Genomic DNA, 12392 nt, shown 5'->3' with positions numbered 1-12392 from the left:
TCGTCGCTCTGCCGGGGCCGATCCTGATTCTGTGCGGCTTTACGCGCTTTGGCCCGGGCGATAGCGGCTTCCACCGCCGCCTTGCGCGGATCGGCGGCGGGCTGCCCGGTGGTAGCGTCGTCGCTCTGCCGGGGCTGATCCTGGTTCTGGGCGGCTTTACGCGCTTTGGCCCGGGCGATGGCGGCTTCCACCGCGGCTTTGCGCGGATCGGCGGCGGGCTGCCCGGCGGTAGCGTCGTCGCTCTGCCGGGACTGATCCTGATTCTGGGCGGCTTTGCGCGCTCTGGCCTCGGCCTTACGGGCTTCCCGCGCGGCAATCACGCTGCTGTTATCCGGCCGGGTTCCGGACTGCACTTCTACCGGCTGGGCGGCATCGGCCTTTTTCGCTTTAACCCGGGCCAGTGCGGCCTGAATCGCGTCTTTATCGCCGGTGGAGGGCTGTGCCGCGGCCTGCTTATGGCGATCCTTACGTGCGGCTTTTTCGCGCTCAAGACGCTGTAGGCGCGCTTCAAATCGCGTTTTTGCCTCGGCGGCGCGGCGGGCATCTTCTGCGATAGCGCGGATTTCCGCCTTTTCCTGGCGAAAATATTGCACCAGCGGAATATCGCTTGGACAGACCCAGGCGCAGGCGCCGCATTCGATGCAATCGGAAAGGTGATGCGCCGTTGCTTTGTCGTGCTGCTGCCCTTTACTGAACCAGTAGAGCTGTTGGGGCAGAAGATCGGCAGGGCAGGCATCCGCGCAGGCGCTGCAGCGGATGCAGTTCTGTTCGGGTCTCGATTCGCCCATTTCGCTGGCGGAAGGCGCCAGCAGGCAGTTGGTTATCTTTACCACCGGCGCTTCCAGCGAGGGCAGGGTAAATCCCATCAGTGGGCCGCCCATGATAACCATCGTCTTCTGACTGGCGCGAAAACCGGCAAAGTCCAGCAGATGCTGCACCGGAGTGCCCAGTCGAGCCCAGACATTGCCAGGACGCTCTACCGCTTCACCGGTCAGGGTGACCACGCGTTCAGTCAGCGGTTCGCCGTCGATAACGGCGCGTTTCACTGCATAGGCGGTACCCACATTTTGCATCAGCACGCCGATATCGGATGAACGCCCGCCGTGAGGCACCTGATGGCCGGTCAGAATTTGCGTTAGCTGTTTGGCGCCGCCGGAAGGGTATTTGGTGGGAATGACCCGCAGCTGGATGTCGTGGGCATCCGCCAGTACCGCGCGCAGCATCGAAATCGCCTGCGGCTTGTTATCTTCAATGCCAATCAGGGTTTCGCGCGGTTGCAGAATATGGATAAGAATTCGAATGCCTTCAACGATTTGCGCCGCACACTCCTGCATCAGGCGATCGTCGGCGGTGATATAGGGCTCACATTCGGCGGCATTGATAATCAAGGTTTTGATCGCATCGCCGCCGCCCCGCAATTTTACGCCGGTGGGGAAACCCGCTCCGCCCAGTCCGGCCACGCCATACTGATGAATCCGGGCAATCAGCGCTTCGCGACTCTGGTTCCGGTATTCGCTCCAGCCTTCCAGAGGCATCCAGCGATCTTCGCCATCGGCCTCGATAACGATAGCCGGCTCCATCAATCCGGAAGGATGGGCGGAAATATGGGGCTCTACAGCCGTTACAGTGCCGGACGTCGGGGCATGAACCGGCAGCATGCGGCCATTACCCCGGGTCAGCGCCTGGCCGCGCAGCACGCGATCGCCAGTGGATACGCAGAGTTCTCCCTGCTGGCCGATATGCTGCTTCAGGGGGATGATCAGACGCGAAGGTAGCGGCACCTGACGTAGCGGGGTGCCGCTGGACTGGGTTTTCATTTCCGGAGGATGAATACCGCCGTGAAAATCCCAGATTTTCTCTTTTCTGAAAGCGGAAAATAACTTAAGCATGTTGTTCTGTCGGAATAACGCGCACCGGAATGGTGTTCAAATCCCATTTCCAGTTATCGGGCGTAGTGGGTGCCGGGCGCAGTTCAATGCACTGCGTGGGGCAGGGGTCGACGCAAAGATTACAGCCGGTGCAAAGGTCGCTGACCACGGTGTGCATGGCGCGGGTGGCGCCGACGATGGCGTCTACCGGGCAGGCCTGAATGCACTTGGTGCAGCCGATGCAGTTGCTCTCATCGATGACCGCCAGCATGCGTACTGGTTGGGCCGCTTCCCCGTCGCCGTCGATGGGCTGTGGATCAACATTCAGCAGCGTGGCGATTTTATTCATTACGGCTTCGCCGCCCGGGGCGCAGCGATTAATTTTCTCGCCGCTGTTGCCGACCGCTTCGGCATAGGGGCGACAGCCCGGATATCCGCACTGCCCGCACTGGCTCTGGGGCAGTAGCTCGTCAATTTTATCGACTATCGGATCCTCTTCCACCGCAAAGCGGCGCGAGGCATAGCCCAACAGCAGGCCGAACACCAGCGCCAGCAGGGTCAGAACCAGAACGGCAATTGCGATCATATTCATCAGAATTTTACCAGACCGCTAAAGCCCATAAAGGCCAGAGACATCAGCCCCGCCGTGATTAGTGCGATGGCGTTGCCCTTAAAGGGTAGCGGCACATTGGCCACCGCCAGGCGTTCGCGAATTGAAGCGAACAGCACCATCACCAGTGAAAAGCCTACGGCGGCTGAAAATCCATACAGGGCGGATTGCAGAAAGGTGTGATTCAGGTTGATGCTCAGTAGTGCCACCCCCAACACCGCGCAGTTGGTGGTAATCAGTGGCAGAAAGATGCCGAGCAGGCGATACAGGGCCGGGCTGGTTTTGCGAACCACCATTTCGGTAAACTGCACCACTACGGCGATCACCAGAATAAATGACATGGTGCGCAGGTAGAGCAGATCCAGTGGGGTCAATATAAACCTGTTGATCAGCCACGAGCAGACGGTGGCCAGGGTCATTACGAATGTGGTCGCCAGTCCCATGCCAATCGCCGTCTCCAGCTTTTTCGATACCCCCATAAACGGACACAGGCCAAGGAACTTCACCAGAACGAAGTTATTGACCAGCACGGTAGCGATGAATAAAAGCAGATAGTCAGCCATGATTCGACCTGAATTAAAAAAAGCCGCCTATTATCGGTCAAATGACCGATAGCGACAACCGCAACTCTGTGGGGTTATTTTACGGATTAATAAACGTGCTTTTTACCCGGGTGGAACGCCGGAAGCTGGGGGCCAGCAGCGCGGCGGCGAGCAGCGGGAATAATAGCTGGCGCAGCGCCAGTTCATCGCTGATGGGCGAAAATGCAAAGCTTTTCAGCGCCAGCAGCACGCCAATCAGAAGCCAGATGATGTAATGCTTGCGCACCAGCCCGCGTCGCTTAAAGAAAGCGATAGTCAGCCACAGCGTGTAGCACCACATCGCCAGGGTGCTGAACAGCGACAGATACCAGAGCGAAATCTGGCCACTGCTGTGCAGTCGAATAGCCTGATGACCTTCTGAAGAGACCAGAACCATAGCGTACATTACCAGCGCAACGCCGGTACTGAGCAACGTAAGTAACAGCCAGGCGAGGGGGACATAGAGCCAGCCTTTGATGCGCGGCGCCTGATGGATGGTCATTTTTCCTCCGGAAATCATAGACAACAGCGGCGTCCGGTTGCAACGCCGCGGGGATTATAAGCCAATTCCCGGAAAATGCTAACTGGCCTACTATACGAAGCGCCAGACCGATTTGGGAACCTGACCGGGATTGAACAGACGAGCGCCGGAGACCAGCTCCGCGCGACGATCATCGGCAGCTCGATACATATTTATGATCTCGCGACTGTCTTTTAGCGTGTAATTCAAATGGTCAAAAAGTTTTTCATGGCTTTATATATTATTGATTTTATTAAAATTTCCTGGTTTCTCTGTACGCTTACAGAAGAGGTGTCCGTAGGGGGAGAATCGGCCTTGCGGCAGCATAAATTTGCGCGAAATCATAAACGGAAACTCACTCTGTTCCGGTGTTAATTTATTGAAATGTGAGTTAATTCAGGCTTTTGACTCAGGGGCGTTGTCGGGGGGCGATTTATCTGTTGAGGCGCTGCGGTGAATGGTGTGAAATGGCAGGCTCCACCAACGGGAGATAATCTGTAATGAGTGACACTATCCGAGTCGGATTAATAGGTTATGGTTACGCCAGCAAAACCTTCCACGCACCGTTGATTGCCGGCACTGCCGGTATGCAGCTTGCGGCCATTTCCAGCAGCGATGAGGCCAAAGTGCAGGCAGACTGGCCGACCGTGCCTGTGGTCGCCACGCCTCAGGCGCTGTTTAACGATCCGCAGATTGATTTAGTTGTAATCCCGACCCCGAACGATACCCACTATCCGCTGGCAAAGGCCGCGCTTGAGGCTGGCAAGCATGTGGTAGTGGATAAGCCGTTTACTGTGACACTGTCACAAGCTCGCGAGCTGGAATCTCTGGCCAAAAGTCGCGGGCTACTGCTTTCCGTATTCCATAACCGCCGCTGGGACAGTGACTTCCTGACGCTGAAGAAGTTGATTGCAGAAGGAACATTGGGGGAAGTAGCGTATATGGAATCGCACTTCGACCGCTTCCGTCCCCAGGTGCGCGATCGCTGGCGTGAGCAGGCCGGCGTGGGCAGCGGTATCTGGTACGATCTGGGGCCGCACCTTCTGGATCAGGCACTGGTGCTGTTCGGTCTGCCGGTGAGCATGACGGTGGATCTGGCGCAGCTGCGTCCCGGCGCCCAGACCACGGACTATTTTCACGCGGTGCTGCACTATCCCCAGCGTCGCGTAGTGCTGCATGCATCCATGCTGGCTGCGGCGGAATCGGCGCGCTATATCGTGCACGGCACCCGTGGCAGTTACGTGAAGTGGGGGCTCGATCCCCAGGAAGATCGGCTGAAGGCGGGCGAACGCCCGCCGCTGGAAGACTGGGGTTATGATATGCGTGATGGAACCCTGACCCTGGCCCAGGGGGAGCGAATGGCCGAGCAGTCGCTGCTGACGACGCCCGGCAACTATCCTGCTTACTATGCTGCCATTCGCGATGCGCTGAACGGACAGGGGGAAAACCCGGTTCCGGCCAGCCAGGCGATTCGGGTCATGGAACTTATCGAGCTTGGCATTGATTCCGCCAGACATCGTTCTACCCTCAGCCTGATCTGAATCCGCGGCAACGCCGCAAATAATGAGGGCGGCGTTCGTCGCCCTCGCTTTTCCTGCCCTCGCCTGGGCCAGGCTTTTCTCTATTTATGTGCGCTGCCGGCCACCGTACCGTCGGCTATCGCTTTTACGTCGCTGCCCGGCAGTTAGCCGGGCTTCGCACTCGTCAGGCTGCGGCGACTTTATCGCGCAGGGCCTGTTTTTCGGCGTCGCTCAGAAAGGCGATGGTCAGACCGTTTTGCTGGGCCTGGCGGGCATGGGCGGCGCTAAGGCCGGCCTGGGGTGCCGCCTGCTGATATTCATGGCGGATCTCCACCCCCTGAACGGCCGGATCGTCGGTGTTGATGGTTGCCAGAATACCGTGTTCCAGGAAGCGAACCAGCGGGTGCTGAGCCAGGGAAGGTACGGTGCTGGTCTGGATATTGGAAGTCAGGCAGGACTCAATGCCTATCCGGTTATCGGCCAGATAATCCATCAATGCAGCATCTTCTACCGCCCGTACGCCGTGACCGATGCGCTCGGCGCCCAGCTCGCGAATCGCCTGCCAGATGCTTTCCGGCCCCACGGCTTCGCCGGCATGTACCGTGATGCGCCAGCCGGCGTCCCGCGCGCGGCGGAAGTGATCCACGAATAGCTGGCCGGGAAAGCCGCGCTCGTCACCCGCCAGATCCAGCGCGGTGATGCGATCGCGATGGCTCAGTAGTCCTTCCAGCTCCTCTTCGCAGGCCGCTTCACCGAAAGTGCGGCTCAAAATTCCAATTAGTCGGGCCTCAACGCCGTAGTCGTGGCATCCCTGACGCACACCGTCGATAACCGCTTCCACCACGCCCGCCACCGGCAGGTGATGGGTCATCGCCATATAGCGCGGCGAGAAGCGCAGTTCCACGTAATGCAGCCCCTGGCGTGCGGCGTCTTCCACGTTTTCCCGGGCCACCCGGCGGCAGGCTTCCAGCGAACCCAGGACTTTGACGCCCCAGTCCAGCTTCGCCAGGAAGCTCACCAGATCCGGCTGGGTTTCGGTAACCTGAACGTGAGGGCGCAACGCTTCCAGGGAGTCGGCTGGCAGCGTCAGATTGAACTCGCGGCCAAGGTCAAGAATGGTTTCGGCGCGGATATTGCCATCGAGATGGCGATGCAGGTCGGTTAACGGAAGGGAGGAGTCAATCATGGTCGCACTCTTTAGTCTGCTTTACGGTGCGCTACAGTATAAAGGTTAAGGGAACGCTCGGCATCCGCTGCCCGGTAAAATCCCCTGCCCGAAGGGAAGAAATGGTTGAATAACCAGCAAGATACTAATTAATAAAGATATTTAACATATATTTAATACTAAAATCATGGAAAATTCTTAGTTTGATTGTTATATTGCCATTTAGGCCGCCAGTCTGAGCATCTTCTTTCTGGTGGCACTGCAGTCGCGCCGTTTCAGGCGCTGCCGACAGCGAACCAGGTGTGCTCCTGGCTTCGTATCGCACTGGAATATCAACTAAATTAACATGGATTCGTCGGCGTTCCCGTCTACAGACGGGGCGGAATGGTCTGCCCATGTGTTGGGATACAACGCCCGCGGGTCACGCTCAGACCAGCCAGTGACCCTCGCCGTATATAGCCGCCTCTTTTGCCAGCCTTCGGGCTGGTTTTTTATTGGCATAAAAAAATGCCGACCTGCAGTACAGGTCGGCCAATAAAAAGGGTTTGGCATGTAACAGAGGTTGTGTCGAACCTCGGGTATTATCATGCCAGAGTGAGCGTATTGGTGTGGTTACTTCTCCTGGCTTTCCTCAAAGAAAGGTAATGATTTGTCTGGCGGCCCAGCCTCAGAGCAGCGATTCTATCGCGGCGATCAGGCGCTCGACGCCCTGTTCCAGTTTGACCCGCGGGCAGCCGACGTTCAGGCGCAGAAAGCCGGCGCCTTCGGGGCCGTAGGTGGTTCCGGGCATAATGGCGACTTTCTGCTGTCCGATCAGCCGTTCCTGCAGTTGCTCATCATCAAGTCCCAGCGGCCGCAGATCCAGCCAGGCCAGGTAAGTTGCCTGGGGAGGGCGCCAGTTTAACGGCGCAAAGGCGCCATTTAAGGTTTCGGCGACCCAGGTCAGATTGTTTGCCAGGTACTGGCGCAGGGCATCCAGCCAGGGAGCGCCTTCGCGATAGGCGGCAATGTGGGCAACCAGCGCCAGGACGGCGGGAGAGGAGAGGCCGTCGCGGCCTTTCAATGCAGTCAGATAGCGCTGGCGTTCGTTCTGGTCGGCGATAATACCCCAGGCGCCGGTCAGTGCCGGGATATTAAAGCTTTTGGACGCGGAACTCAGCAGCGCCCACTCGCCACGCGCCACATCGCACCACGGCGTGTGTCGCGCTCCATGCCAGGTCATATCCATATGAATTTCATCGCTGATAACGCGTACGCCATGGCGCTCGCACAGCTGCGCCATCTGCTCCAGCTCCTGACGCCGCCATACCTTGCCGGTGGGGTTATGAGGGCTGCACAGCAGCATAAGGCTACAGCGGTCGCGGGCCAGCAGCTGTTCCAGCTCCGTCATATCGCACTGCCATTCGCCGTGATGCAGACGCAGGGGCGCGCTTAACACCCGGCGCTGATTACCTTCGATGGTTTTATAGAACGCGTCGTAGGCCGGGGTATGAATCAGCACCTCATCGTCTGCGCGGCTCCACTGACGGATAAGCTGAGAAACCATATAAATAACCGATGGCCCATAGACCAGTTGCTGCGCCACCACCTGACTCGCGAAGCGGCTGGACATCCAGTGCTGAATGGCGCCGGTGAAGTCGGGTTGCTGCCAGCGGCTGTAGCCCAGTACGCCGTGGTTGAGTCGTTGCTGCATCGCATCCAGGATACAGGGGGCGGTGGGAAAATCCATATCGGAGATGGTAAACGGCAGCAGATCGGCACTGCCGAAGCGATCGGCGACATAGTCCCACTGGGTACACCAGGTTCCATGGCGGTCGACGGGCTGAGAGAAATCGAACATATAACCTCTGAAACAATGGCCCCCGACGGGAGGGGCGGAAATATCAGGCTTCGACGCTGTTCATCAGCGTCTGTAGCTCATCTTTAACCGACTGAACCTGAGTGCCGATCACCACCTGCAAACTGTGCTGGTTGAGCTGAACCACACCGATGGCGCGCAGCGCTTTCAGGGCCTCGCTATCCACCAGACTCATATCTTTTACCGACAGGCGCAGGCGAGTGATGCAGTTGTCCAGAGAGGTTATATTGTCGGCGCCGCCCAGCGCCGCCAGGATTGCGGGGCTGTCATAGCCCGACTGACCGACGACGGTGGTCGGAATACTGGTGCTGCCGGTGCTGAGGTTTTCGATATCGCGGCCCGGGGTTCTGATATTAAAACGCTGAATCGCGAAGCGGAAGATCAGATAGTAGGCGATGAACCAGACTGCGGCTACCACGGGTACCAGATACCACCGGGTCGATAGCCCGTGCAGAATGCCGAACACCACAAAGTCGATAATATTGCCGTCGGTATTGCCAATAGTGACGCCCAGCACCGCCATCACGGTAAAGCCCAGACCGGTGAGCAGGGCGTGAATCAGGTAGAGGGCAGGCGCCACAAACAGGAACAAAAATTCCAGCGGTTCGGTGGTGCCGCCGACAGTGCAGGCGATTACGCCGGAAATCAACAGTCCTTTGATCTTATGGCGATTTTCCGGGCGTGCGCAGTGATACATTGCCAGCGCGGCACCGGGCAGCCCGCCGAGGAAGGCTGGCATCTTACCCTGGGAGAGGAATCGGGTCGCGCTTTCGGCAAAGCCGTGGGTTTCCGGGCAGCCCAACTGGGCCTGGAAGATGGTCAGGGCGCCGCTGACGCTGTGGCCACAGACCTCCATGGTGCCGCCTGCGTCGGTAAAGCGGATCAGCGCTACCAGAATGTGCTGTAACCCGAAAGGCAGAAGCAGGCGTTCGCCGGTGCCGAAGATCATCGGGCCGAAATCTCCGGCGCTGTTAATCATATAACCCAGACCGTTGATACCGGCGGCGAATACCGGCCAGATCAGCGGAATCACCAGCCCGACCAGGCCCATGACCAGGGTGGTGATGATTGGTACAAAACGGGCGCCGCCAAAGAAGGCCAGGGCATCCGGCAGCCGGATATTATGAAAGCGTTCGTGTAAAAGCCAGACGATGACGCCGGCGATAACCGCGCCCAGAATACCGGTATCGATGGACTGGATCCCCAGGGTGCTCTGAATGTTATTGGCTTTTAGCAGCGCCGGATCGCTGGAGGGCAGAATTCCTTTAGCGGTCAGCCAGAAATTGACCGCCAGGTTCATCACCACAAAACCGACGAAGCCGGCAAAGGCGGCCACGCCTTTATTTTCCCGGGCCAGTCCCAATGGAATGGCGATGCAGAACATCACCGGCAAAAAGGTAAAAGCAAAAGAGCCTACCTTCGCCATCCAGGTAAACATTAGCTGCAGTACTGGCGTATCGAGCGCCGGAATCAGCGTAGTGACATCGTGGCTGCTTAAGGAGCTGCCGATACCCAGCATAATGCCGCAAAACGACAGCAGCGCCACCGGCAACATAAAGGTTTTACCCAGGTTCTGGAAAAACTCCCAGAGCGTAATCTTTTGAGTTTGACTGGCCGCCATACACGACTCCCTGCACGCAAATAGGTGATATTCGCCGCGCAGGATAAAACGTTTTACCTATTTTTATTGCGGTGTCGATCTCATAAAGCGATCGCCCGCAAGGAATTTGACTCTCACTTTAGGTAAAACGTTTTAACGATCACAAATGCAGAGCGATTATGACACTGCTTAAACGAATCACTATTACCGATGTTGCCGAGGCGGCCGGTGTCTCCGTCAGTACGGTGTCGCTGGTGTTAAGCGGCAAGGGGCGCATTTCCGCGGCGACCGGCGATCGGGTTAATGCCGCTATCGAACGTCTGGGATTTGTGCGCAATCGCCAGGCGGCGGCGCTGCGCGGCGGACAGAGCGGCACCATCGGCCTGATCGTGCGCGATCCCGGCGCGCCATTCTATGCTGGCCTGCTTGCCGGGCTGATTGAGGAGCTGGAGCGTCAGGGGCGTATGGTGCTGCTGGCGCCCGGCGGGCGCGATGGCCGCATCCTTGAGCAGGGGGTTGAAAGTCTGCTGGAGCAGGGGGCGGATGGCATTGTGATTGCCGGCTACCCAGGTCTGAACGGCACGCTACGCGAGCGGGCAAGCCGGGCGGGAATTCCGCTGGTCTACGCCGATCGCGCCAGCCATCCGGATACGCCGGATATGGTCAGCCCGGATAACATGCAGGCATCAAGGATATTGACCGAACATTTGATAGCCAGGGGGCATCAGCGCATTGCCTGGCTTGGCGGGCGCAGCGACTCGCTGACCCGGGCCGAGCTTCTGGGGGGATTTTGCGCCACCTTGCTGCGTTACGGCCTGCCGTTTCACAGCGATCAGGTTATGGAGTGTGAATCCGGGCCGCAGCCCGCTGCGGATGCGTTGGTCGCGCTACTGCGACGAAACAACGGAATCACGGCGGTGGTTTGTCATGACAGCCGCGTGGCAATCGGCGCCTGGTTTGGCCTGCAGCGGTCAGGAAAAAGTAGCGGAGAAGGCGGGCTGGAAAGCTATTATGAAAGCCGTATTGAGCTGGCTGCCTTTGCCGATGTACCGGAAGCATCTCTGGAGGCATTGCCGGTGACCTGGTTAACGACGCCCGCCTGTGAAATCGGCCGTAGCGCGGCGTTACGGGTGTTGCAGATGGGCAGTGGTGAGCGCCAGCAGGCGCTGGCCCCTTTTGGCGTTTCTGCGCGTCTGATAGCGCGGCAATAAAAAAGGCTGTTCCGTTCATTGTCGGGAAACTCCCTCGCCTTCAGGGTGTACGGGCTGGGGTGAGGGTGACAGGCGGCTTCGGCGCCCGGTTTCAGAATAAAAGCGGCAGAATATGATGATGCGGTGGGCTGTTCCGTTCATTGCCGGGAAACCCTTCAGGGAGAGGGCTGGGGTGAGGGTGACAGGCGGCTTCGGCGCCCGGTTTCAGAACAAAAGCGGCAGAATATGATGATGCGGTGGGCTGTTCCGTTCATTGCCGGGAAACCCTTCAGGGAGAGGGCCGGGGTGAGGGTGACAGGCAGCTCCGGCGCCCGGTTTCAGAATAAAAGCGGCGGAATATGATGATGCGGCGAGTGTTCCGTTCACTTCAGGCAACAGCTTCTCTGTTAATCCACCGCCGGTGAACGGGCCAGGGGGGCTCAGTCGCCGCCTCCCTGGCGACCCGGGCTCCCCGGCGGTAAAAAACGCCGCTGACGCGGGCCCCTCCGCTTATCACGCCGGGCTTTTCGGAACGGGCAAGAGTCGCCATCCCTGGCGACCTTACCCTGTCGCGACATCCTGTCGCTCCTCCGGCCCTGCGTGAACGCTACGGCGTTTTTTAAGCCGGGTGGCAACCCCCTTGTCGCTTCAGACGGAGTGCTCAAATACAACCAGCAATACCTTTACTGATAAATCCGGGCAGAAGATTCAGGGCGGTGACTCTCCGGCCTGAAAATCGCCGCAGCGTTCACGGCCGCCAGGGTCAGCCCGACAGGACGTCGGGCTGAGGGCGTGCGGCACAGGGAGGTGACGTCACGCCCGATCCGTCCGGCGGACGGGAAAAGCGGAGGGGCCCGCGACAGCGGCGATTTTCACGCCGGAAAGCCGGGTTGTCAGGGGCGGCATTTGAGCCCCTGGCCCGTTCACCGGTTCCGCAACCGACATATAAAAATACCCTTAAGGTGAACGGAACCTTCGCCGGCGTGACATATTCCCCCAGAACACGGCACCGTCGCAAAAATAGCGCAACCGGCATGACCACATACTACAACTGCCGCCCCGGCTTGCATCTGAAAGGCCACCGGTTGTTCAGTCAGGATGATGGTGCGGAGGCTGTCCGTTCATTGCCGGGAAACTCCCTCTCCCGTTTTGGGAGAGGGTCGGGGTGAGGGTGACAGGCAGCTCCGGCGCCTGGTTTCAGAATAAAAGCGGCAGAATATGATGATGCGGTGGGTTGTTCCGTTCACTTTGCATTACTGCTTTTCTGTTGATTCACCGGTTCCGCAACCGGCATAAGAGAAATACCCTTAAGGTGAACGGAACCTTCGCCGGCGCGGCATATTCTTTTAGAACACAGCATTGTCGCAAAAATAGCGCAACCGGCATGACCACGTACTACAACCGCCGCCCCGGCTTGCATCTGAAAGGCCACCGGTTGTTCAGTCAGGATGATGGTGCGGAGGCTGTCCGTTCATTGCCG

The 12392-nt window shown here is 58.5% G+C and carries 9 protein-coding genes and 1 pseudogene; 2 read left to right on the top strand and 8 right to left on the bottom strand.

The features are described from left to right. From rsxC to ydgT, 5 genes and pseudogenes are all read right to left on the bottom strand, one after another. Positions 1-1889, bottom strand: a 1889-nt coding sequence (gene rsxC / locus V3W49_RS21835) for an electron transport complex subunit RsxC (RefSeq protein WP_500148072.1), incomplete at its 3' end; no start/stop codon positions are given. After that, on the bottom strand, positions 1882-2460 hold the full coding sequence (rsxB, locus tag V3W49_RS21830) for an electron transport complex subunit RsxB (protein ID WP_500148071.1): 579 nt from the start codon (positions 2458-2460) through the stop codon (positions 1882-1884). The genes rsxB and rsxC, both read right to left, overlap by 8 nt. Beyond that, positions 2460-3041, bottom strand: coding sequence for an electron transport complex subunit RsxA (rsxA, locus tag V3W49_RS21825; RefSeq protein WP_500148070.1), 582 nt, complete (start codon positions 3039-3041; stop codon positions 2460-2462). The genes rsxB and rsxA overlap by 1 nt, the downstream gene beginning before the upstream one ends. A 79-nt stretch (positions 3042-3120) precedes the next feature. After that, positions 3121-3561 (bottom strand): DUF2569 domain-containing protein, encoded by a 441-nt coding sequence (locus V3W49_RS21820; protein ID WP_500148069.1) that lies wholly within the window; start codon positions 3559-3561, stop codon positions 3121-3123. A gap of 90 nt (positions 3562-3651) precedes the next feature. Continuing rightward, a pseudogene (gene ydgT / locus V3W49_RS21815) lies at positions 3652-3813 on the bottom strand (transcription modulator YdgT); the annotation flags it as partial. Positions 3814-4079: 266 nt separating this feature from the next. Here ydgT and V3W49_RS21810 point away from each other — a divergent pair. After that, positions 4080-5120, top strand: a complete 1041-nt coding sequence (locus V3W49_RS21810) for an oxidoreductase (RefSeq protein ID WP_500148068.1) — start codon at positions 4080-4082, stop codon at positions 5118-5120. A gap of 163 nt (positions 5121-5283) precedes the next feature. Here the strand turns inward: V3W49_RS21810 and add are convergent, their stop codons facing one another. The 3 genes from add to malX all read right to left on the bottom strand — a co-directional run bounded on the left by add (position 5284) and on the right by malX (position 9743). After that, positions 5284-6285: an adenosine deaminase gene (gene add / locus V3W49_RS21805; RefSeq protein WP_500148067.1), complete on the bottom strand. Its 1002-nt coding sequence runs from the start codon at positions 6283-6285 to the stop codon at positions 5284-5286. Positions 6286-6931: 646 nt separating this feature from the next. Then, complete coding sequence (locus tag V3W49_RS21800) at positions 6932-8104, bottom strand: MalY/PatB family protein (RefSeq protein WP_500148066.1); 1173 nt, start codon at positions 8102-8104, stop codon at positions 6932-6934. A gap of 43 nt (positions 8105-8147) precedes the next feature. Further along, positions 8148-9743 carry a maltose/glucose-specific PTS transporter subunit IIBC gene (gene malX, locus V3W49_RS21795; RefSeq protein WP_500148065.1) on the bottom strand — a complete coding sequence of 532 codons (1596 nt, stop codon included), beginning with the start codon at positions 9741-9743 and terminating at the stop codon, positions 8148-8150. A 158-nt stretch (positions 9744-9901) separates the two neighbouring features. On the opposite strand from malX, the gene malI reads away from it, so the two are divergent. Further along, positions 9902-10933: a Mal regulon transcriptional regulator MalI gene (malI, locus tag V3W49_RS21790; protein ID WP_500148064.1), complete on the top strand. Its 1032-nt coding sequence runs from the start codon at positions 9902-9904 to the stop codon at positions 10931-10933. Positions 10934-12392 lie beyond the last annotated feature (1459 nt).

This window comes from Rosenbergiella sp. YN46 (assembly GCF_036620675.1).
Taxonomy (GTDB): Bacteria; Pseudomonadota; Gammaproteobacteria; order Enterobacterales; family Enterobacteriaceae; genus Jejubacter.
Note: the sequence above shows the minus strand (reverse complement) of the source record. Positions and strands in the feature narration are given on the sequence as shown.

What these genes read in the sequence shown, in the direction of transcription:
- malX (WP_500148065.1), bottom strand. Translation starts at nt 9,743, where the DNA reads ATGGCGGCCAGTCAAACTCAAAAGATTACGCTCTGGGAGTTTTTCCAG.
- add (WP_500148067.1), bottom strand. Translation starts at nt 6,285, where the DNA reads ATGATTGACTCCTCCCTTCCGTTAACCGACCTGCATCGCCATCTCGAT.
- malI (WP_500148064.1), top strand. Translation starts at nt 9,902, where the DNA reads ATGACACTGCTTAAACGAATCACTATTACCGATGTTGCCGAGGCGGCC.
- V3W49_RS21800 (WP_500148066.1), bottom strand. Translation starts at nt 8,104, where the DNA reads ATGTTCGATTTCTCTCAGCCCGTCGACCGCCATGGAACCTGGTGTACC.
- V3W49_RS21820 (WP_500148069.1), bottom strand. Translation starts at nt 3,561, where the DNA reads ATGACCATCCATCAGGCGCCGCGCATCAAAGGCTGGCTCTATGTCCCC.
- rsxB (WP_500148071.1), bottom strand. Translation starts at nt 2,460, where the DNA reads ATGAATATGATCGCAATTGCCGTTCTGGTTCTGACCCTGCTGGCGCTG.
- V3W49_RS21810 (WP_500148068.1), top strand. Translation starts at nt 4,080, where the DNA reads ATGAGTGACACTATCCGAGTCGGATTAATAGGTTATGGTTACGCCAGC.
- rsxA (WP_500148070.1), bottom strand. Translation starts at nt 3,041, where the DNA reads ATGGCTGACTATCTGCTTTTATTCATCGCTACCGTGCTGGTCAATAAC.